Here is a 20662-nt window from a genome sequence, read left to right on the forward strand (position 1 = left end):
AGCACACCCGAGGTGCCACCTTTTGCCCCATCAACGCTCGCCATGGGGTAAAAGTTGGCGCCTCACGAGAACCATGGGGCAGAAGTTGGCACCTCGAATCCGCATTGACGGCGAGAGCGCGCACTCCAGAGTTGGCGCTCCTACTCAGGGTAACAACCACGGCCACTCAACCAGGAGAACTGCGAAATGGCCGCCCACGATGACCCAGACGAATGTGCGCCCGGGAATCGCGTCGCGAGCAGCCCGCACGTTATGGCGGGCCTCGCTGCTAGCGACTCCCGATCCGCTCCGCGATCAGCGAACCGCCATCCTGCACGGGCTCCCCCACGTCGCCGATGCGCCAGGCACCCTCAACGGCCTCGAGCGCACGGGCGAACCGGGCGGGCTCGTCGGCGCTCAGCGTGAACAGCGGCTGGCCCTTCAGCACGGTGTCGCCGGGCTTGGCGTGCAGGTCGATTCCGGCGGCATGCTGCACCGGATCCTGCTTACGGGCGCGCCCGGCACCGAGTCGCCAGGCACCGATACCAAAAGGCAGCGCCTGCTGTTCCACCAGCACGCCGCTGCGCTCGGCGAGCACAACGTGAGTCTCGCGCGCGACCGGCAACGCGGCATCCGGGTCGCCACCCTGCGCGCGAATCACGGCCCGCCATTTGTCCATGGCTCGGCCATCCTTCAGAGCCGCGCCCACATCGACACCGGTGATTCCGGCGAGCGAGAGCATCTCCTCGGCCAGGGCCACGGTGAGTTCAACCACGTCGGCGGGACCGCCGCCGGCGAGCACCTCCACCGACTCGCGCACCTCGTTGGCATTGCCGATGGCGAACCCAAGCGGAACGTTCATATTGGTCAGCAAAGCGGATGTCGCCACCCCGGCATCCTCGCCCAGCTCGACCATCGTGCGGGCCAACTCCCGCGACCGCTCGATGTCCTGGAGAAAGGCGCCCGAGCCGAACTTAACGTCGAGTACGAGGGCCTGAGTACCCTCGGCGATCTTCTTCGACATGATCGACGATGCGATCAGCGGGATCGCCTCAACCGTTCCGGTGATGTCACGCAGGGCGTAGAGCTTGCCGTCGGCCGGCGCCAGGCCACTGCCGGCCGCGCAGACCACGCCGCCGAGCTCCTGCAGCTGCTGGAACATTTCGGCGTTGCTCAGGTTGGCGCGCCAGCCCGGAATCGACTCGAGCTTGTCGAGCGTTCCGCCCGTGTGACCGAGGCCACGGCCGGACAGCTGCGGCACGGCCGCGCCGAAGACGGCGACGAGCGGCATCAGCGGCAGCGTGATCTTGTCACCGACGCCTCCGGTGGAGTGCTTGTCGGTGGTCGGCTTACCGAGGCCGTCGAAGCTCATCCGCTCACCGCTCGCGAGCATGGCCATGGTCAGAGCCCGAATCTCGCTGCGGCTCATGCCGTTCAGAAAGATCGCCATGGTCATGGCGGCCATCTGCTCGTCGCCGACGTAGCCACGGGTGTACGCGTCGACCAGCCAGTCAATTTGCGGTGTGGTCAGCTCGCCGCGGTCGCGTTTGGTGTGAATTAGGTCGACGGCGTCAAACGCTTCGATGGTGCTCATGGTGCACTCCTTCAGAGCCGATTACACAATGGAAAATCCTGACGACCGGGCTGAACGAGCCCAACGGCTACGACGAAGCTGCGCTGGCGCGATAGTCGGCGAGTTGGCGCGGCCCGAAGGCATCCGGCAGCACCTCGTCGATGGTTTTGACGCCGGAGACCGTTTCGAGCAGCATGCCCGGCGCGGAGTGTTCGTAGAGCAACTGGCGGCAGCGGCCGCACGGCATGAGGATGCCGCCATTTCCGTCGACACAGGTGAACGCGACGAGCTGGCCGCCACCGGTCATGATGAGCGAGGACACCAGGGCACACTCGGCGCAGAGCCCGACCCCGTACGAGGCGTTCTCCACGTTGCATCCGCTGACCACCCGCCCGTCGTCGACCAAAGCCGCCGCGCCCACCGGAAAGTCCGAGTACGGCGCATAGGCACGCCCCATGGCATCCAGTGCGGCGACGCGCAGCGCAGCCCAGTCAATTTCGGAGGCGATCATTGCTTGACGTAGGCCTTCCCGGCTCCAGCGGGACCGACTGATTTTCCCACGAAGCCGGCGACGGCGATGAGGGTGACGAGGTACGGAATCATGGCGATGAAGTCGGCCGGAATTCCCGACCCGGCCTGACCAGACCAGACTTGAAAAATGCGCGCGAAGCCGAACATGAGTGCTGCCGTGGCGGCATACCAGGGGTTCCAGCGGCCGAGAATGACGCAGGCGAGCGCGATATAGCCCTGCCCGGCGCTCATATCGCGAATGAACGGGCCGACCGAACCGATGCTGAGCGCGGCGCCACCGAGTCCGGCGATGAGGCCGGCCAGCGTCATGACACGAAACCGGGTGCCGTTCACGTTGATGCCGACGGTATCGGCGGCGAGCGGATGCTCCCCCACGGCCCGCAGGCGCAGTCCCCACCGGGTCTTGTACATGAGCAGACCGATGAGCGGCACGAGGATGAACACGGCGTAGGTGGTGATGCGGTGGTTGAACAGGATCGGACCGATCAGCGGGATCTCCGACAATCCGGGGATCGCGAGAAAGGACAGCGTGCCGGGAAAGTTAAACGTCTCCGAGTCATTCGTCATGACGGCGGAGTAGAAAAAGCTCGTAATACCGGCCACGAGCACGTTGAGCACGACACCGATGATGATTTGGTCAACCAGATACTTGATGGAGAACGACGCCAGAATCATGGCGACGAGTGCACCGCCAATCATGGCGCTGGCCATGCCCAGAAAGAGATTACCCGTCATGGTGCCCACAATGGCGGCCATGAACGCGCCCAGCAGAAGCTGGCCTTCGATCGCGATGTTGACCACGCCGACCCGCTCGCCCATGACACCGGCCAGCGCTCCCAGCACGACGGGCACCGCGAAGGAGATGGCACCGGTGGCCAGGTAGACCACGGGCACGCGGCCCCCGGTTCCGACCGAGGCGAGCAGGGCCGTCACGAACAGGAGCCCGAATACGAGCACCAGCCAGGCTGGCGTCTTGGTACGGTTCCAGGTGAACCAGCCCGACACTGCGGTGATCGCGAGCATCAGAATGCCGAAGACGATGCCGATGCGCTTCGAATCCTCGACCCAGTTCGGAATGATGACGTCGTCGCCGGTTCCGGTCCAGTTGAACGTGACCTCGGACGACTGCCCGAGCAGCCCGAAACCGATGAGCCCGAGCAGGGCGAAGATGAGCAAGGAGACGGGGGTCTTCCAATTGCGCCGGGCGAGCACGGTGCTGCGCAGGGCGGGGCTGGCGCCGGCGGTCAATGTCGAGGTCATTTGCTGTCCCTCCGGGTGAACAGGTTTTTCACGAAGGTTTTTATCGGGCCGGAGGGTGCCGAGGCTGGCAGGCGGAAAATCGCCCGAACAAGCGGCGGGGCCGCGATGAACAGCACGATAACGCCCTGCACAACGAGCAGAACCTCCGGGGAGACGTCGGCGATCTGCATCATCGGGCTGCCGGCCTTCATGGCGCCGAACAACAGCCCGGCAAAGAAGATACCGACCGCTCCACCGCCGCCGAGCAGGGCCACAGTGATGCCGTCGAATCCGATTCCGGCATCGATGCTCGGCGTCACGCCGCCGGCCCGGCCGAGGGTCTGGTTGACCCCGGCGATACCAACAAAGGCGGCACTCGCGGCCATGGCGATTACGTAAATTTTCGGCACGTTCATTCCGGCAGTGCGCGCGGCGTTCGGGTTCAGACCCACCGTGCGAAAGCGATACCCGATGGTCGAACGTTCCATGAGCCACCAGTAGAAAATCGTCGCAGCCAGAACGAGCAGAAAGCCAGCATGCAGGCCAAAGCCCGGTCCGAGGATTGGCGGCAGCTGCGCGGTGTCGAGCGGCGCGATGGTTTGCGGGTTGCCGCCAGCGGCTTCGTCGTGCAGGAAGCCCGAACGCATCAGCCAGGTGACCAGGTTGAACGCCACATAGTTGAGCATGATGGTCACGATGACCTCGTGGGCTCCGGTCGTGGCCTTGAGCAACCCGACGATGCTGCCCCACAGGGCGGCGCCCAGAATTCCGAACACGATCGCCACGATCAGGTGCAGCCCGTACGGCATGGGCCAGGCGAAGCCCGCATAGCTGGCGAAGACGACACCCATGAGCAGCTGACCCTGGCCACCGATATTGAACAGGCCGACGCGAAAGCTCAGTGCGATGCCCAGTCCGGAGGCGATGAGCGGGGCGCCCAGCCGCAGGGTTTCCGTGATCGGTCGCATCGAAGCCGCAAAGCTGCCGGCATCCGCGTTGTAGATCGAGCCTCGAAAGAGCGCACCGTAGCCGCTGGAGACGGCGTCCCAGGCTGCGTTGATGGTATCCATCGGCCGGGAGAAGAAATAGCCTGAAACCTTGGCGACGTCTTCACTCGCAGCGATGATCAGAATGGCGCCGACGATGAAGCCGCACAGTATCGCGAGCAGGGTGCGCACAGCACCGCCGCCCATGATCTCCCGCAGGATCTGGTTGCTCAGCCCCGCAGGCAGATCGTCGTGCGGCTTCTTAGCGGTGGCCGGAGACGTAGTTTCGATGGTCATGCTGCAATTCCCGCCATCATGATGCCCAGGTCTGCCCGGGGGGTGTCGGCCGAGACGATACCAACGATGCGTCCGCGGTACATGACCGCAATTCGGTCGGCGAGACCGATGACCTCGTCGAGTTCGGTGGAGACGATCAGCACCGGCAGGCCCGAATCGCGTGTGGCAATAATGCGTTTGTGCAGAAACTCGATCGAGCCAACGTCGAGGCCGCGGGTGGGCTGCGAAGCGACGAACAGGCGCAGGTCCCGCGAGAGTTCGCGGGCCAATACGACCTTCTGTTGGTTGCCGCCCGACAGTCGTCCGGCCTGAGTCTTGGTGCCCTGGGTGCGAATGTCGAACTCGACAATGGCCTGACGCGCGAATTCTTCGCGATAGGCAAAGCGGATGCTACCGCGCGACTCGAACGGCGTCCCCTGGCTGCGGTCGAGCATGAGGTTCTCGGCCACCGAGAACTCGCCGACCAGCCCGTCTTTGGTACGGTCCTCGGGCACAAAGCCGACGCCGGCTTCGAGAACCTGCCGCACCGAGCGGCCGAGCAGCTCGTGACCGTCGAGGGTGATCGACCCGGTAGCGCCGTGCCGCAGGCCAAGGATGGCCTCGGTCAGTTCGGTCTGTCCGTTGCCCTGCACCCCGGCGATAGCGAGCACCTCGCCGGCCCGAATCGAGAAGGTAATGTCGTCCAGGAGCAGCGAGCCCTGGCGGTCGACAATGGTGAGATTCTTCACCTTGAACGACTCGTCGCCCAGTTGCGGCGGATTCTTCTCCACCGAGAGGTCGACGGAACGGCCGACCATGAGCGAGGCAAGTTCAGTGACCGATGCGGTTGGGAGCGCCGTTCCCACTACTTTTCCCAAGCGGATGACCGTGATGCGGTCGGCGACTTCCCTCACCTCCCGCAGTTTGTGGGTGATGAAAACGATCGAGGTGCCGGCATCGGCGAGCTGCCGCATGATGGCCATGAGCTCGTCGGTCTCCTGCGGCGTGAGCACCGCGGTCGGCTCATCGAGCACGAGAACCTGCGCGTCGCGGGCGAGAGCCTTGATGATCTCGACGCGCTGCTGCGAGCCCACCGGCAGGTCTTCGACCCGATCATCCGGGTCGATGTCGAAACCAAACTTGGCGGAGATGGTGCGCACGAGTTCACGAGCGGTCGCCAGATCGAGGACTCCTCCAGCTTTGACCGGTTCATGGCCGAGCATCACGTTCTCGGCCACGGTGAAGACGGGGATGAGCATGAAGTGTTGGTGCACCATGCCGATTCCGGCCGTCATCGCGTCCCCCGGTCCATTGAACGCGACCACCTTGTCGTCGATCAAAATCTGGCCTTCTTCGGCCTTGTAGAGGCCATAGAGCACGTTCATGAGCGTCGACTTGCCAGCGCCGTTCTCGCCGAGCAGGCAGTGGATCTCCCCCGGTTCGATGACGAGGTCGATCTGATCATTCGCGATGAGCGCGCCGAAACGCTTGGTAATGCCGCGCAATTCAAGTTTCATAGTGTCCTGATTCTGACGCACATCGCCGTGCCGAAGAGAGTTCGTGCAGAGAAATGATGTACAGAGAAAAATCGCCGGGGCGGCTGGCGCCCCGGCGATCGTGGTGAAGCGGTGGTTAGGCTTGCGGGTCGATGCTGCCGTCGATAATGCCGGCCTTGATCTCTTCCAGGCGTTCGATGACCACCGGAGAAATCGAGCTCTCGAACTCGTAGAACGAGGACAGCACAGTGCCACCGTTTTCCAGGGTGCCCAGGTAGGCCTCGCCGTTGAACCCGTCTTCCATGGTGGATTTGATGACGTCATAGACGGCATCCGTCATCTTCTTCTCAACCGAGGTGAGAATCTGCGACGCGTACTCGGGGCTGGTCACGGCGATGTCCTTGTCGACGCCGATGAACAGGGCCGCCTTGCCGGACTCGTTGATGGCCTCTGAGGTCGCGCTGAACAGGCTGCCGGCGACGGGAAAGATAATGTCGGCGCCCTTTTCCAGCTGACCGGCGCTGAGGCTCTTGGCCTTGGCGCTGTCTTCGAAGTTTCCGACGAAGTCGCCGGTATCGGGGCTAGCGGGGTCATACCCGAGCACCGTCACCGGGGTGCCGGTCTCAGCTTCGTACGCCTTGGCTCCATTGTGGAAGCCAGCCATGAATACGGTGACGGCGGGAATGTTCAGTCCGCCGTAGGTGCCGACGACCTTGGTCGTGCTCTGGGCAGCAGCGAGGTAGCCGGCAAGGTAGCTGGACTCGTCCATGGCGTACTCGACGGCCTTGAGGTTGGCGTTACCTTCGGACCAGCCGTCGATCGTGACGAAGTTGACGTCGGGGTTCGCGGCGGCGGCGGCGTTGACCGGGGCGACGAGGTTGAATCCGACGGCGAAGGTGAGGTCGCAATTGGCGCCGACCATCGCGGCCAGGTTGGGTTCGAAGTCTTCAATCGAGTGGGACTCGGCGTCGCTGAGGGTCACGCCAAGGTCGGACTCCGCCTTGAGCAGGCCGTCAAAGGCCGCTTCGTTGAAGCTCTTGTCGTTCCAGCTACCCTCATCGGAGACGGCGCAGGCGAGAAAGTCAGTCTCGGTGGCGTCGTTCGTTGCGTCGGTGGCTTCGGGGGCGGTGGCGCAGCCGGCCAGTACCAGGCCAGCAGCACCAAGGGCTGCGATTCCGGCAAACTGACGCTTGCGAATGAGTACGTTCACGTGATTCCTCCAGGTGCGTGCCCCGACGAAAACAGGGCTGATGTGATCAGGTTACCGAGTGTTACGAGCGCATGTGAGCAATGTGAGCCCCCACGCCCAGACGTTACAGATCCGAAACGCGATGGCCAGACGGCGGCGGGCAAATCGGACTATTTTAGTCAAATGGCCTATTAAGGGTGCTGGGCCGGCTCAGCAGGTCCGTGATGTACTGCAGAAAAGCTGCGCCATCGACGGCTTCGACGACCCGGGCATTCGCTGTCAGCTCGTGCACGCCCCACGACATGGCGGAGTAGCCGCGGGTGAGTTCGGAGCCGGTCTCCACGTCGACGGCGTAGTCCGCCGCCGCAGTGACGAGTTCCGGATGCAGCAGAACGGCCGCGGTGAGCGAATCCGGGTGCGTTGACCCGGCGATCCCGACGCTCTCGTCGAAATCGAGCGTCGTACCGACGACCCGGGTGAAGAAGCGCGCGAGCGGTGTATCAATGGCCGCGATGCCCGCCAGCTGCTCGCGCGAGAACACGGCGTGGTCGAGCGTGAGCGGTGCCCACGGAATGACCGTCACGTTGAAGCCGGCTTCGAAGACGGTCCTGGCCGCTTCCGGGTCGACGTAGAAGTTGTATTCGGCGGCCGCCGTGATATTGCCGCGACCGTTGTTGGAACCGCCCATGATGAACAGCGACTTGACGTTGCCGACAAAGTTCGGGTCTTTCACAGCGGCCATGGCGATATTGGTCAGCGGACCGATCGCGACGATGGAAATCTCCCCCGGAGCGGCGGCGACCAGATCAATGAGCGCGTCGACCCCGTGCTGAGAATGGGCTGCGAGGCCATCGAAGTCCATTGCCAGCCCGCCGGCACCGTCCCCGTGCACGTTCTCGGCCGAGACCCAGTCTCGAACCAGGGGCCGGCGGCAGCCCAGATAAATAGGAATGTCACCGAGTCGGCCGGCAGCGTTGAGGGTGAGGTGGGCGTTCCGCACCTGGCGTTCAAACCCGACGTTTCCGGCCACCATCGTGATCGCACGCAGGTCGGCACGCGGGTCAAGAAGCCCGACCAACAGCGCGACGCAGTCGTCCTGGGCCGTGTCGGTATCGATGATGAGGGGAATGCGCGCAGAGGTCATCAGACCATCCAAGCAGGTTGACCGGTTAGCGGTCGACAACTAAAGCACGTCGCTCGAACCGGACACCTTGAGCGCGTCGACGACCGCCTTGACCTTCTGGGCATTGGCGCTCGTCGTCACCAGCAGGGCGTCGGGGGTGTCGACGACGACGATGTCCTCGACGCCGATCAGCGCGATCATGCGCCCGGTGTGGCTGACCACGATGCCGCTCGACGAGTCGGCGAGCACCCGGGCGCCCTCACCCAGGATGGCGAGGTTGGCTTTGCGTCCGCCGGAGTGCAGCTTGGCGATCGAGGCGAAGTCGCCCACGTCGTCCCAATCGAACTGACCGGGAATGACGACGAGTTTGCCGGCGGCGGCGGCGGGTTCGGCCACCGAGTAGTCGATGGCGATCTTCTTCAGGCGTGGCCAGACCTGGTCGACGACGGCGCCGCGGGCCGGTGTGTCCCAGGCCTCGGCGAGTTGCATGAGGCCGGCGTGCAATTCCGGCTCGGCCGCTTCAATTTCCTCGAGCAACCGGTCGGCGCGGGCAATGAAGATGCCGGCGTTCCAGAGGTAGTTGCCGTCGGCGAGGTAGCCTTCGGCGATATAGGGGCTGGGCTTCTCCACGAAGGAGTCGACGGCGAGAGCGGTCGACGCACCTGCAATATTCAGCGCCGCTGCGCTCTTGATATAGCCGAAGCCGATTGCAGCCTCGGTCGGCTGAATACCGATCGTGACTATGTAACCGGCGTCCGCCGCGGCGACAGCCTCGGTCACGGCCGACCGGAACTGGGCATCGCCCTTGATGACGTGGTCGGCCGGAAACGACCCAATGATGACGCCGGGTTCGCGCAGCTGCAAAATCGCGGCCGCGAGGCCGATCGCAGCGGTCGAGTCGCGCGGTTCGCTCTCCAGCACAACATTCGGGTCGGCCAGTTCAGGCAGCTGCAGCTCGACGGCGGCGCGGTGGGCGCGCCCGGTGACGACCATGATGCGCTGCTCGGTGGAGAGCGGAACGAGGCGATCCCAGGTATCGCGCAGCAGGGTCTGACCGGAGCCGGTGAGGTCGTGCAGAAATTTCGGGGCATCCGCTCGTGACAGCGGCCAGAGCCGGGAACCGATGCCGCCGGCAGGAATCACGCTGTACAGGCGGTCGAGGGGCTCACTGGAGGTAGTCATCGCCCCAGACTATCGCTGAGGTCGCTACGACTGTTCACCCACCGGCCACCCGACGGCAACGCCCGCGGCCTACTTTCGAACCATGCGGATCGCAGTCATCAGCGAAAGTTTCCTCCCCACCATCAGCGGGGTGACCACGAGCGTCTGCAAGGTGCTCGAGCACCTCGCGGCCACCGGGCACGAGGCTATGGTGATCGCACCCTACGGCGCCCCGGCGGAATACGCGGGCTTTCCCGTGCACACCGTTTCAGCGCTCAACTACCGCCAGTTTCCGGTCGGTATCCCCAGTCCCCAGGTGCAGAAACTGCTCGCCGATTTTCGGCCGGACGTGCTACACGCGGCCTCCCCCTTTCTGCTCGGAGCACAGGGCATCAGCGCCGCGAATCGGCTCGACATTCCCTCGGTCGCGATTTTTCAAACGGATGTCGCCGGTTACGCCCACCGCAATCACCTCGGCCCGGCCACCGCGCTCGCCTGGCGCTTCGTGAAGTGGGTGCACGAGGGCGCCACTCGAACCCTGGTGCCGTCGTCGTCGTCGATGGCCGCCCTGCTGCGGCTCGGCGTGCCACGCCTGGCGATGTGGACCCGTGGCGTTGACCTCAACGGGTTCCACCCGAACGTCAAGAACGACCCGGCCGTCGCGGCGCTGCGCGAACGCATTTCACCAATGCCCCCCAACGGCGCACCGCGCGACGTGATCGTCGGCTACGTCGGTCGGATGGCTCCGGAGAAACAGGTCGAGCGGTTGCGCGCCCTGCGCGGGCTGCCGGGCATCCGTTTGGCGCTGGTCGGTGACGGGCCGAGCGTACCGTCTATAAGTCGAGCGCTGGCCGGCATGTCCGTGACCTGGCTGGGCCGGCTCTCGGGAGCAGAGCTGGCCGTTGCCTACGCGAGCTTCGACCTGTTCGTGCATGCCGGTACCGAAGAGACCTTCGGGCAAACCATCCAGGAGGCCCACGCCGCCGGGCTGCCGGTGGTCGCGCCCTACGCCGGCGGGCCGATCGACCTCGTCGCCCACGGAGAAAACGGCTACCTGTTTCGGCCGGACGACGACCGGGACCTGCGGCACTGGGTATCTCAGCTGGTCGGCGACCCGGCGCTGCGGGCGCGCATGGGGGAAGCCGGGCGCCGCGCCGTGCTCGGACGCTCCTGGCCGACGGTCTGCGCGGACCTGGTCGACTACTACGAACAGGCCATTGACGAGCGTCGTGCGGTGCGGGCCGACACGCATGTACCCCCGTCTATGCAGCGTTAGGGTAACCTAACCGGCACGATGTGGCGGCGCACTTGTAGACTAACGGTATGTGCTCACAGCACATTCTCGGTCTCACTAAAGAGCCATAATTCAGCCAGGGAGGGTTGTTCATGCCACAGAAGGCAGGAACCCTAGATTCTCAGCAGAAGACGACATCACGTCGCCCCGCCGGCACCCTGTATCGGGGTAACACGGGCATGTGGTCTTGGGTCTTACACCGCATCACCGGTGTCGCGATCTTCTTCTTTCTGCTCGTCCATATTCTCGACACGGCACTCGTGCGGGTCAGCCCCGAAGCGTACAACGCGGTCATCGGGCAGTACCAGACGCCGATCATGGGTCTCGGTGAGGTCGCACTCGTCGGCGCCATCGTATTCCACGCCTTCAACGGGCTGCGCATCATTCTGATCGACTTCTGGAACGCCAAGTACCAGCGCGTACTGTTCTATGTCGTCATCGGCCTGTGGGTAGTCACCATGCTGGCCTTCGTGCCGCGCCACCTCATCAACGTGTTCAGCCACTAGGGGGCGATCGACATGACTTCAACAATCGAAGCTCCCCGCAGCTCGTACACCCGTTCTACCAGGAAGAGCGGCGTCAACTGGGAAAAGTGGGGCTGGATCTACATGCGCGTCTCCGGCGTCGTGCTGGTCGTGCTCATCTTCGGCCACCTGTTCGTCAACCTCATGATCGGTGAGGGCGTCAGCGCCCTGAACTTCGCGTTCGTCGCCGGTAAGCTGACCAACCCGTTCTGGATGGTCTGGGACATCATCATGCTGTGGCTCGCCCTAATTCACGGCGGCAACGGCATGCGCACCCTCGTCAATGACTACGCGACCTCACGGATCAGCCGCGGCATCCTGAAAGTCGCGATCCTGGTCAGTGTTGTTTCGCTGATCGTGCTGGGCACCCTCGTGGTGTTCACCTTCGATCCCTGCCCCGCCGGTGCGCCTGCCGACCTCGTGGCCTCGTTCTGTAAGTCCCTATAGGAGCTGCACACAAAAAAATGACATCCTCCACAGCACCCGCCGGCGCAAACCCGGAGTCCACCGTCGTAGACGGTGTGCACTACCACCAGCACGACATCGTCATTGTGGGAGCGGGTGGAGCTGGCATGCGCGCCGCCATCGAAGCCGGCCCCCATGCCAGCACGGCTGTCATCTCCAAGCTCTACCCGACGCGTTCGCACACCGGTGCGGCCCAGGGCGGCATGGCCGCGGCGCTGGCCAACGTCGAGGAAGACAACTGGGAATGGCACACCTTCGACACGATCAAGGGTGGCGACTACCTGGTTGACCAGGACGCCGCCGAGATCCTGGCCAAGGAAGCCATCGACGCGGTCATCGACCTCGAGAACATGGGCCTGCCGTTCAACCGCACCCCAGAGGGCAAGATCGACCAGCGGCGTTTCGGTGGCCACACCCGCGACCACGGCAAGAGCCCGGTTCGCCGGGCCTGCTACGCCGCGGACCGCACCGGCCACATGATTCTGCAGACGCTGTACCAGAACTGCGTCAAGCGCGGCATCAACTTCTTCAACGAGTACTACGTGCTGGACCTCGTCATGACCAACGTCGACGGCGTCGACCAGCCGTCGGCCGTGGTCGCCCTCGACCTGTCGAGCGGCGAGCTGCACGTGTTCCAGGGCAAGGCGTTCATCTTCGCCACCGGTGGTTTCGGAAAGATCTACAAAACCACCTCGAACGCCCACACCCTCACCGGTGACGGCGTCGGTATCGTCTGGCGCAAGGGCCTGCCGCTGGAGGACATGGAGTTCTTCCAGTTCCACCCGACCGGTCTGGCCGGGCTGGGCATCCTCCTTACCGAGGGCGCCCGCGGTGAGGGAGCAATCCTCCGCAACGCCTCCGGTGAACGCTTCATGGAACGCTACGCGCCGACCATCAAGGACCTCGCCCCGCGTGACATCGTCTCACGCTGCATGCTCAAGGAGGTTGCGGAGGGTCGCGGTGCCGGTCCGGAGAAGGACTACCTCTACCTGGATTGCACCCACCTCGGCAAGGAACTGCTCGAGACCAAGCTGCCCGACATCACCGAGTTCGCCCGCACGTACCTCGGCGTCGACCCGGTCACCGAGCCTGTCCCGGTCATGCCGACCGCGCACTACGCGATGGGCGGCATCCCGACCAATGTGAAGGCCGAAGTCTGGCGCAACAACGAGGTCGTCGTTCCCGGGCTGTACGCCGCCGGCGAATGCGCCTGCGTCTCGGTGCACGGCTCCAACCGCCTCGGCACCAACTCGCTGCTCGACATCAACGTGTTCGGCAAGCGCGCCGGTATCAATGCGGTCGAGTATGTGAAGACGGCGTCATTCGTTCCGCTGCCGACAGACCCGGCCGGGGAAGTGCGCGAACTGCTGGAAGGCATCCGTTCATCGACCGGAACCGAACGCATCGCCGTGCTGCGCAAGATTCTGCAGGAGGAGATGGACAAGAAGGCTCAGGTGTTCCGCACTGACGAGTCCCTGGCCGAGGTCACCGAGACCATCCACCTGCTGCGTCAGCGCTACAAGAACATCGGTGTGCAGGACAAGGGCCGCCGGTTCAACACCGACCTGCTCGAGGCCGTCGAACTCGGCTTTCTGCTCGACCTGGCCGAAGTTGTCGTCTATTCCGCCCGCAACCGCAAGGAAAGCCGCGGCGGCCACCAGCGCGAAGACTATCTCGTGCGAGATGACGAGAACTACCTGAAGCACACCATGGCGTACCTCAAGGGTGACGCGATGTCGGCGGACGCCGCCGACCACATCAAGCTCGACTGGAAGCCGGTTGTCATCACCCGCTACCAGCCGATGGAGAGGAAGTACTAGTGAGCACAGCCACGATCGACAACAAGCCCGTCGTACCCGAAGAGATCAAGTCGTTCACCGCCACGATCATCGTGCGCCGGTTCAACCCGGAGGTCGACGACGAGCCGCACTGGCAGGACTTCGATGTGCAGCTCTACCCGACCGACCGCGTGCTCGACGCCCTGCACAAGATCAAATGGGAGCAGGACGGCTCGCTGACCTTCCGCCGCTCCTGCGCGCACGGCATTTGCGGCTCAGACGCCATGCGCATCAACGGTCGCAACCGCCTGGCCTGCAAGACGCTCATGAAGGACCTGGACGTCACGAAGCCCATCTACGTGGAGGCCATCAAGGGTCTGCCGCTGGAGAAGGACCTCGTCGTGGACATGGAGCCGTTCTTCGCATCGTTCAAGGAGGTGCAGCCGTTCCTCATGAACAGCGTCGCCCCAGTCAAGGGCAAGGAACGCATTCAGACCGTCGCCCAGCGCGCGCGCTTCGACGACACGACGAAATGTATTCTCTGTGCGGCATGCACGTCGAGCTGCCCGGTGTTCTGGACCGACGGACAGTACTTCGGTCCGGCCGCGATCGTGAACGCGCACCGCTTCATCTTCGATTCGCGCGATGATAATGCGGCCGTGCGCCTCGATATTCTCAACGACAAAGAGGGCGTGTGGCGTTGCCGCACGACCTTCAACTGCACGGATGCCTGCCCTCGCGGCATCCAGGTGACCCAGGCCATCGCCGAAGTCAAGCAGGCCATCATGCGCGGCAAGGCGTAACTGCCTTCTTATAGGAAAGACACCCCTGTCACCTCGACGGGGGTGTCTTTGGTTAAGCTGACACTGTGAAAGAGCTTGTAGCCCGCATCCTCACCTGGCGACCCGTGCGGGTGGTGACCCACTTCAACAACGTGGGTGGCAGCATCCTCGCCGCTGGAATGTCCTATCAGGCGATCTTCGCCATTTTCGCGGCTGTCTGGGTGGGCTTTTCGATTGCGGGGCTCTTTCTGACCGCGAATCAGGGCCTGCTGAACGCGCTCTACGCGATCATCAACCAGTCGATTCCGGGACTGATCGGCACCGACGGCATCATCGACCCCGAGTTACTCGCCACCGCCGGCATTCTCACCTGGACCGGAGCAATCGCCCTGGTCGGACTGCTGCTGACCGCGCTCGGCTGGCTGTCGGCGACGGCGCAGGCGGTGCGCACCGTCTTTGACATGCCGCAGCAGACGACGTTCTTTTTGCTGGTCAAGCTGCGCGAGCTCGGCCTCGGGCTGGTCTTCGGCCTGGCCCTCGTGTTGTCGGCGATCGTCTCGCTGGCGAGCACCGCACTGCTCGGCCTGCTCTTTGGCATCTTTCAGATACCGCAGGACTCGTTCTTCTACGAAGCCTCGGCCCGCGCCATCGGCCTGGCCGTCGTGCTCGTCATCGACACCCTCACCCTGGCCGCCCTGTTCCGGGTGTTGTCGCGGGTACGCATTCCGGTACGGCGGTTGTTCGCCGGCGCGCTGCTGGGCGGGTTGGCGCTTGGCCTGCTCAAAATTCTCGGTGGTGCGCTGCTCGGCGGCGCCAGCCGCAACCCGCTGCTGGCGACCTTTGCGGTGATCATTGGGCTGCTGATCTGGTTCAACCTGGTGAGCACGGTCACGTTGATCGCGGCGTCGTGGATTGCGGTGGGGATGGACGATGCGGGGATTCCGCCCCACACGCTCAGCGCCGATGAGGCGGCGGAAGACCAGGCGCAGCGGATGCACGATGCCCTGAGGCTGACCGCGCAGGGCGAGCTCACCGCCGCCAGAGCGGATCTCGATGCCTCGCCCTGGTATGCCCGGTGGGGTGCCCGGCGGCGGCTCAGGGCTGCCGAAGCTGTCGTCGAAGGCTTTGCCCGGGCAGATGCGGCGGACGCCCCAAACTAGACTTGACTCATGTCTGCAGCCAAACCCCTCCGCATTGCCAGCATCAACACGAACGGGGTACGAGCCGCGTACCGCAAGGGAATGGGCGACTGGCTGAATGCCCGTGACATCGACATTCTGGCCATCCAAGAGGTGCGTGCCTCCACCGAAGACCTCGAGGGGCTGCTCGGTCCGGACTGGAATATTCTGCACGACGCCGCCACCGCCAAGGGCCGCGCCGGGGTCGCCCTGGCAAGCCGCGCGGGGGCATCCATTCATCGCGTTGCCCTCGGTGCTGAGGAATTCGACAGCGCCGGCCGCTGGCTCGAAGCCGACTACGAGGTCAACGGCCAGATCATCACCGTGGTGAGCACGTATGTGCACTCCGGCGAGACGGACACTCCCAAGCAGGTGGAGAAGTACAAGTTTCTGGACGCCATGATCGCTCGGCTGCCGGAGCTGAGCAGGCACAGCTCGCTCGCGCTCGTGCTCGGCGACCTCAACGTCGGGCACCGCACGCTCGACATTAAGAACTGGCGCGGCAACAAGAAGCATGCCGGTTTTCTGCCGGAAGAGCGTGAGTATTTCGACCGTATCCTCGGCGCTGAAGGCGACGCTTTGTACAACGCGGGCGCCGGACTGGGCTGGGTGGATGTTGGGCGCAAGTGGGCCGGCGAGGTTGAGGGTCCATACACCTGGTGGTCTCAGCGCGGCCAGGCATTCGACAACGACACCGGATGGCGGTTGGACTACCACCTGGCCAGCCCGGAGCTGGCGGCATCCGTGGTGTCGTATGCGGTCGACCGGGCCGCAGCGTACGACCAGCGTTGGAGCGACCACTCCCCCGTCGTTGTCGACTATGACCTTTCTGGAGCGTTGAACTCATGACCAAACCCCGCCTCTATTCGGGCATGCAGCCCTCCGCCGAGTCCCTGCAGATCGGCAACTACATTGGCGCGCTGCTGAACTGGAAGTCGCTGCAGCAGACCCACGACGCGTTCTTCAGCATCGTCGACCTGCACGCGATCACCGTCGCGCAAGAGCCTCTGAAGCTGCGGGAGAACACCCGCGGCACGGCGGCGCAATACATTGCAGCCGGGATCGACCCGTCGGCGTCGACGCTGTATGTGCAGTCGCATGTCGCGGCACACGCGCAGCTGGCCTGGGTGCTGAACACCATCACCGGGTTCGGTGAGGCCAGCCGCATGACCCAGTTCAAGGACAAGTCCGCGCGGCACGGCGCCGACGCGACGACGGTGGGCCTGTTCGCCTACCCGACACTGATGGCGGCGGATATTCTGCTCTACCAGACCACGGTGGTGCCGGTCGGAGAGGACCAGCGCCAGCACGTTGAACTCACCCGCGACCTCGCGCTGCGCTTCAACTCACGGTTCGGCGACACCTTCACGATTCCCGAGGTGGCGATCGTGAAGGAGACCGCGAAGATCTACGACCTGCAGAATCCCACGTCGAAAATGTCGAAGTCGGCCGAGTCGCACGCCGGAGTGATCTGGCTGCTCGACGAGCCCGGGGTCACCAAGAAGAAGATCATGCGGGCCGTGACGGATGCCGATGGCGGCGTGGTCTTCGACCGCGAGAACAAGCCGGGCGTGGCGAACCTGCTGACGATCTACTCCGTACTCGCCGGTCAGTCGATCGAGTCGCTGGAGAACGAGTACGCCGGGCGAGGCTACGGCGATCTGAAGAAGGGTCTCGTCGAAGTTGTACTCGGCACCTTCGACCCGATTCGCGAGCGCGTAGCCGAGCTGCTCGGCGACCCGGCCGAACTCGACCGGGTGCTGGCGTCGAACGCCGCCCGGGCTGACGCTGTAGCGAACGAAACCCTCGCCACCGTCTACGACCGCGTCGGCTTTCTCCCCCGCCGCTGATGCCCGTCCCTCCCCCTGCGCCTGGTGGCGAGAGCGCAAAAAGTGCCCGATTGGACCCGTCAAACGGGCACTTTTTGCGCTCTCGGCGACCTGGGGTGGTGCTGTTCGACCTCGACGACACCCTGTTCGAGCACCGCGGAGCTGTTGCAGCGGGAATCCTGCTGCACCTCGACCGGATCGGCGGTGCATTCGCGACCGGCGACCGCAATGCAGCAATCGTGCTCTGGGACGCGCTCGAGGAGGAGCATTACCACTCCTACCTCGCCGGCGCTCTGGACTTCGCCGGCCAGCGGCGCGCCCGGGCCCAGGACTTCGCCGCATCGTTCGACATCTCGCTGACCGACGCCGAGGCCGACGCCTGGTTTGACGAGTACTTTCTGAGCTACCGGGCCAGTTGGCGGCTGCACGACGACGCGCTCCCCTGCCTCGACGCGCTGGCTGAGGTTCTGCCCGGGGTGCGCTTTGGCCTCATCACGAACGGCGACCCGGTGTTTCAGGGCGAGAAGATTCGGCGGGTCGGGCTGACCCACCGGTTCGAGCACGTCGTCACCTCCGGTGCTCTCGGCTTCGCCAAGCCGGACGCGCGCATCTTCCAGCACGCCTGCGCGTTGTTCGACGTTCCGGTGGAGGGGGCGGTGTACGTGGGCGATCGGCTTCGCACGGATGCCGTGGGCGCGGCCGCTGCGGGGCTGACGGGTGTCTGGCTGGACCGCGCCGGCGCATCCGCTGCCCCCGTTGGAATCCTCCGTATCGAATCCCTCCACGACCTTCCGCCCCTATTGGCACAGTAACGCGAGAGCGCAAAAAGTGCCCGATTGGATAGTCCAATCGGGCACTTTTTGCGCTCTCGCGAGAAGAGCTAGCGCACGTCTTCGTCTACCCAGTCGAGGGTCTTCGTTACGGCCTTCTTCCAGTTGCGCAGGAGGCGATCGGCCTCGTCTTTGTCCATGGACGGCTCCCAGCGGGAGTCCTCCTGCCAGTTGGCGCGGAGGTCGTCGAGGCCACTCCAGAAGCCGACGGCCAGGCCGGCCGCATACGCGGCGCCCAGGGCGGTGGTCTCGGCGACGACCGGGCGCACGACGGGCACGCCGATAATGTCGGCCTGGAACTGCATGAGCAGGTCGTTGGCCGTGGCACCACCGTCAACCTTGAGTTCGGTCAGCGGAACCCCGGAGTCGGCGTTGACCGCATCGAGCACCTCCCGCGTCTGGTACGCGATGGCCTCAAGCGCGGCGCGGGCGATGTGGCCCTTGTTCACGTAGCGGGTGAGACCGACCAGGGCGCCACGGGCATCCGACCGCCAGTACGGCGCGAACAGACCCGAGAAGGCCGGCACGAAGTACGCCCCGCCGTTGTCCTTGACCGTCTTGGCGAGGTCTTCGATCTCGGAGGCGTTCTTGATGATGCCGAGCTGGTCGCGCATCCACTGCACGAGCGAACCGGTCACGGCGATCGATCCCTCGAGCGCGTAGTGCACGGGGGCATCGCCGAGCTTGTAGCCCACGGTCGTGAGCAGGCCGTTCTTGGAGTGGATGATCTCGGTGCCGGTGTTGAAGATCAGAAAGTTTCCGGTGCCGTAGGTGTTCTTGGCCTCGCCCTGGTCGAACGCCGCCTGGCCGAAGGTCGCGGCCTGCTGGTCGCCCAGGATGCCCGCAATCGGCACCTCGCGCAACAGGCTGTGCCCGCTCGCGATGCCGTAGACCTCGGACGAGCTCTTGATCTCGGGCAGCATCGACTTGGGTACATCGAAGATTGCCAGAATCTCGTCGTCCCACTGCAGGGTTTCGAGGTCCATGAACATCGTGCGGCTGGCGTTGGTGACGTCGGTCGCGTGCACGCCACCCTCGATGCCGCCGGTCAGGTTCCAGAGGACCCAGGAGTCGGTGGTGCCGAACAGGAGGTCGCCGGCATCCGCTTTCTCGCGTGCCCCCTCGACGTTCTCGAGGATCCAGACGATCTTGGTGCCGGAAAAATAGGTGGCAAGCGGCAAGCCGACCTTGCCTTTGAACCGCTCGACACCGCCGTCGGCCGCGAGGCGGTCGACGATTGCCTGGGTGCGGGTGTCCTGCCAGACGATGGCGTTGTAGACGGGCACGCCGGTGTTCTTGTCCCAGACGACAGCGGTTTCGCGCTGATTGGTGATGCCGATGGCCTCGATGTCATGCCGGGTGATGTTCGCTTTGGACAGCGCCTGGCCGATGGCCTCACGGGTGTTGTCCCAGATTTCTTTCGGGTCGTGCTCGACCCAGCCAGCCTGCGGCAGAATCTGTTCGTGCTCAAGCTGACCGGTCGAAATGATCGACCCGGCCTTGTCGAAGATGATCGCGCGGGAGCTCGTGGTTCCCTGGTCGATGGCGAGAACGTACTTGGCCATTTGTAACTCCTTTGTTGTTCCAGGTGGGATGAATCAGTTTAAAGCGGATGCTGCAGAATGCGTCGGCAGGCCTAGCCCAGGATGGGCAGCAGCACACCAGAGGAGGCACCGGCGAGCACGCCGCCGATGATCGGGCCGACGACGGGTACCCAGGAATACGACCAGTCGCTTGAGCCCTTGCCCTTGATCGGCAGCAGGAAGTGCGCGATGCGGGGGCCGAGGTCACGCGCCGGGTTGATGGCGTAGCCGGTGGGCCCACCGAGCGAGGCGCCGATCGCGATCACGAGCAGGGCCACCGGCAGTGCGCCGAGGGCCGCGAGCCCGCCGCCGTCGCCGTTGCGGCCGAAGCCGATGACGACGAAAACCAGCACGAAGGTGCCGATGATTTCGGTGACCAGGTTCCAACCGTAGGAGCGGATGGCTGGCCCGGTCGAGAAGACACCGAGCTTGTTGGCGGCTTCCGGCTCCTGATCGAAGTGCTGCTTGTAGGCAAGCCAGACCACGACGGCACCGAGGATCGCGCCGATCATCTGCGCGCCGATATAGGTCATGACCGACACGAAGTTGACCGGAACGCCGGAGCCGAACGTGTCGGCGCCGCTCGCGACGAGGCCGAGCGTGACGGCCGGGTTCAGGTGGGCGCCCGAGTTGTACGCGGCGATGACACCGGCGTAGACCGCGAGGCCCCAGCCGATGGTGACCATGAGAAAACCGCCGCCGAAGCCCTTGTTCTTGGCGAGCGCGACGTTGGCGACCACGCCACAGCCGAGGAGTATGAGGATGGCCGTTCCCACGACCTCTGACATAAATACGACACCGAGATTGTCCACATTGACCTTTCAGATGGGGTGCTGCCGACTGACC

Annotated in this window: 19 protein-coding genes; 9 read left to right on the forward strand and 10 right to left on the reverse strand. The window is 64.4% G+C overall.

Annotated features, from left to right (window positions below; genetic code table 11):
- Positions 1 to 268: 268 nt before the first annotated feature.
- From E3T43_RS17450 to E3T43_RS17485, 8 genes are all read right to left on the reverse strand, one after another.
- Positions 269 to 1573 (reverse strand): thymidine phosphorylase, encoded by a 1305-nt coding sequence (locus E3T43_RS17450; RefSeq protein ID WP_134473340.1) that lies wholly within the window; start codon positions 1571 to 1573, stop codon positions 269 to 271.
- Positions 1574 to 1640: 67 nt separating this feature from the next.
- The gene (locus E3T43_RS17455; RefSeq protein WP_134473341.1) at positions 1641 to 2063 is read right to left on the reverse strand and encodes a cytidine deaminase; all 423 of its coding nucleotides are present in this window, start codon (positions 2061 to 2063) and stop codon (positions 1641 to 1643) included.
- The gene (locus E3T43_RS17460) at positions 2060 to 3343 is read right to left on the reverse strand and encodes an ABC transporter permease (RefSeq protein ID WP_134473342.1); all 1284 of its coding nucleotides are present in this window, start codon (positions 3341 to 3343) and stop codon (positions 2060 to 2062) included. Before E3T43_RS17460 ends, E3T43_RS17455 begins: the two co-directional genes overlap by 4 nt.
- Positions 3340 to 4605, reverse strand: coding sequence for an ABC transporter permease (locus tag E3T43_RS17465; RefSeq protein WP_134473343.1), 1266 nt, complete (start codon positions 4603 to 4605; stop codon positions 3340 to 3342). The genes E3T43_RS17460 and E3T43_RS17465 overlap by 4 nt, the downstream gene beginning before the upstream one ends.
- On the reverse strand, positions 4602 to 6101 hold the full coding sequence (locus E3T43_RS17470) for an ABC transporter ATP-binding protein (protein ID WP_134473344.1): 1500 nt from the start codon (positions 6099 to 6101) through the stop codon (positions 4602 to 4604). The genes E3T43_RS17465 and E3T43_RS17470 overlap by 4 nt, the downstream gene beginning before the upstream one ends.
- Before the next feature lie 115 nt (positions 6102 to 6216).
- Positions 6217 to 7290: a BMP family protein gene (locus E3T43_RS17475; RefSeq protein ID WP_166791372.1), complete on the reverse strand. Its 1074-nt coding sequence runs from the start codon at positions 7288 to 7290 to the stop codon at positions 6217 to 6219.
- A 154-nt stretch (positions 7291 to 7444) separates the two neighbouring features.
- A complete protein-coding gene (locus tag E3T43_RS17480) occupies positions 7445 to 8413 on the reverse strand; it encodes a nucleoside hydrolase (RefSeq protein WP_134473346.1) in 969 nt (322 codons plus the stop codon).
- A gap of 39 nt (positions 8414 to 8452) precedes the next feature.
- Positions 8453 to 9574 carry a mannose-1-phosphate guanylyltransferase gene (locus E3T43_RS17485; RefSeq protein WP_134473347.1) on the reverse strand — a complete coding sequence of 374 codons (1122 nt, stop codon included), beginning with the start codon at positions 9572 to 9574 and terminating at the stop codon, positions 8453 to 8455.
- A gap of 82 nt (positions 9575 to 9656) precedes the next feature.
- Here E3T43_RS17485 and E3T43_RS17490 point away from each other — a divergent pair, with 82 nt between their 5' ends.
- The 9 genes from E3T43_RS17490 to E3T43_RS17530 all read left to right on the forward strand — a co-directional run bounded on the left by E3T43_RS17490 (position 9657) and on the right by E3T43_RS17530 (position 18215).
- On the forward strand, positions 9657 to 10829 hold the full coding sequence (locus E3T43_RS17490; RefSeq protein ID WP_134473348.1) for a glycosyltransferase family 1 protein: 1173 nt from the start codon (positions 9657 to 9659) through the stop codon (positions 10827 to 10829).
- Between the two features lie 110 nt (positions 10830 to 10939).
- Entirely contained in the window at positions 10940 to 11353 is a 414-nt protein-coding gene (sdhC, locus tag E3T43_RS17495; RefSeq protein WP_092448920.1) for a succinate dehydrogenase, cytochrome b556 subunit, read from the forward strand.
- A 12-nt stretch (positions 11354 to 11365) separates the two neighbouring features.
- Positions 11366 to 11818: a succinate dehydrogenase hydrophobic membrane anchor subunit gene (locus E3T43_RS17500; protein WP_134443498.1), complete on the forward strand. Its 453-nt coding sequence runs from the start codon at positions 11366 to 11368 to the stop codon at positions 11816 to 11818.
- Between the two features lie 17 nt (positions 11819 to 11835).
- Complete coding sequence (gene sdhA, locus E3T43_RS17505) at positions 11836 to 13656, forward strand: succinate dehydrogenase flavoprotein subunit (protein ID WP_092448922.1); 1821 nt, start codon at positions 11836 to 11838, stop codon at positions 13654 to 13656.
- Complete coding sequence (locus tag E3T43_RS17510) at positions 13656 to 14417, forward strand: succinate dehydrogenase iron-sulfur subunit (protein ID WP_134443497.1); 762 nt, start codon at positions 13656 to 13658, stop codon at positions 14415 to 14417. Before sdhA ends, E3T43_RS17510 begins: the two co-directional genes overlap by 1 nt.
- A 65-nt stretch (positions 14418 to 14482) precedes the next feature.
- Positions 14483 to 15556 (forward strand): YihY/virulence factor BrkB family protein, encoded by a 1074-nt coding sequence (locus E3T43_RS17515; RefSeq protein WP_134473349.1) that lies wholly within the window; start codon positions 14483 to 14485, stop codon positions 15554 to 15556.
- Between the two features lie 9 nt (positions 15557 to 15565).
- Positions 15566 to 16423, forward strand: coding sequence for an exodeoxyribonuclease III (locus tag E3T43_RS17520; RefSeq protein WP_134473350.1), 858 nt, complete (start codon positions 15566 to 15568; stop codon positions 16421 to 16423).
- Positions 16420 to 17424 carry a tryptophan--tRNA ligase gene (trpS, locus tag E3T43_RS17525; protein ID WP_134473351.1) on the forward strand — a complete coding sequence of 335 codons (1005 nt, stop codon included), beginning with the start codon at positions 16420 to 16422 and terminating at the stop codon, positions 17422 to 17424. Before E3T43_RS17520 ends, trpS begins: the two co-directional genes overlap by 4 nt.
- A gap of 95 nt (positions 17425 to 17519) precedes the next feature.
- Positions 17520 to 18215, forward strand: a complete 696-nt coding sequence (locus tag E3T43_RS17530; protein ID WP_241979067.1) for an HAD family hydrolase — start codon at positions 17520 to 17522, stop codon at positions 18213 to 18215.
- A 68-nt stretch (positions 18216 to 18283) separates the two neighbouring features.
- On the opposite strand, the gene glpK is transcribed toward E3T43_RS17530, so the two are convergent.
- Positions 18284 to 19798 carry a glycerol kinase GlpK gene (glpK, locus tag E3T43_RS17535; RefSeq protein WP_134473352.1) on the reverse strand — a complete coding sequence of 505 codons (1515 nt, stop codon included), beginning with the start codon at positions 19796 to 19798 and terminating at the stop codon, positions 18284 to 18286.
- A 71-nt stretch (positions 19799 to 19869) separates the two neighbouring features.
- The gene (locus tag E3T43_RS17540) at positions 19870 to 20604 is read right to left on the reverse strand and encodes an MIP/aquaporin family protein (protein WP_134473367.1); all 735 of its coding nucleotides are present in this window, start codon (positions 20602 to 20604) and stop codon (positions 19870 to 19872) included.
- Positions 20605 to 20662 lie beyond the last annotated feature (58 nt).

This window comes from Cryobacterium sp. Hh7 (genome assembly GCF_004403155.1).
Lineage (GTDB): Bacteria > Actinomycetota > Actinomycetes > Actinomycetales > Microbacteriaceae > Cryobacterium > Cryobacterium levicorallinum.

Excerpts from the sequence above, each read along its gene's own strand:
- E3T43_RS17450 (WP_134473340.1), bottom strand. The coding sequence starts at position 1,573 with ATGAGCACCATCGAAGCGTTTGACGCCGTCGACCTAATTCACACCAAA.
- E3T43_RS17455 (WP_134473341.1), bottom strand. The coding sequence starts at position 2,063 with ATGATCGCCTCCGAAATTGACTGGGCTGCGCTGCGCGTCGCCGCACTG.
- E3T43_RS17460 (WP_134473342.1), bottom strand. The coding sequence starts at position 3,343 with ATGACCTCGACATTGACCGCCGGCGCCAGCCCCGCCCTGCGCAGCACC.
- E3T43_RS17465 (WP_134473343.1), bottom strand. The coding sequence starts at position 4,605 with ATGACCATCGAAACTACGTCTCCGGCCACCGCTAAGAAGCCGCACGAC.
- E3T43_RS17470 (WP_134473344.1), bottom strand. The coding sequence starts at position 6,101 with ATGAAACTTGAATTGCGCGGCATTACCAAGCGTTTCGGCGCGCTCATC.
- E3T43_RS17480 (WP_134473346.1), bottom strand. The coding sequence starts at position 8,413 with ATGACCTCTGCGCGCATTCCCCTCATCATCGATACCGACACGGCCCAG.
- E3T43_RS17485 (WP_134473347.1), bottom strand. The coding sequence starts at position 9,574 with ATGACTACCTCCAGTGAGCCCCTCGACCGCCTGTACAGCGTGATTCCT.
- E3T43_RS17490 (WP_134473348.1), top strand. The coding sequence starts at position 9,657 with ATGCGGATCGCAGTCATCAGCGAAAGTTTCCTCCCCACCATCAGCGGG.
- sdhC (WP_092448920.1), top strand. The coding sequence starts at position 10,940 with ATGCCACAGAAGGCAGGAACCCTAGATTCTCAGCAGAAGACGACATCA.
- E3T43_RS17500 (WP_134443498.1), top strand. The coding sequence starts at position 11,366 with ATGACTTCAACAATCGAAGCTCCCCGCAGCTCGTACACCCGTTCTACC.
- sdhA (WP_092448922.1), top strand. The coding sequence starts at position 11,836 with ATGACATCCTCCACAGCACCCGCCGGCGCAAACCCGGAGTCCACCGTC.
- E3T43_RS17520 (WP_134473350.1), top strand. The coding sequence starts at position 15,566 with ATGTCTGCAGCCAAACCCCTCCGCATTGCCAGCATCAACACGAACGGG.
- trpS (WP_134473351.1), top strand. The coding sequence starts at position 16,420 with ATGACCAAACCCCGCCTCTATTCGGGCATGCAGCCCTCCGCCGAGTCC.
- glpK (WP_134473352.1), bottom strand. The coding sequence starts at position 19,798 with ATGGCCAAGTACGTTCTCGCCATCGACCAGGGAACCACGAGCTCCCGC.
- E3T43_RS17540 (WP_134473367.1), bottom strand. The coding sequence starts at position 20,604 with ATGTCAGAGGTCGTGGGAACGGCCATCCTCATACTCCTCGGCTGTGGC.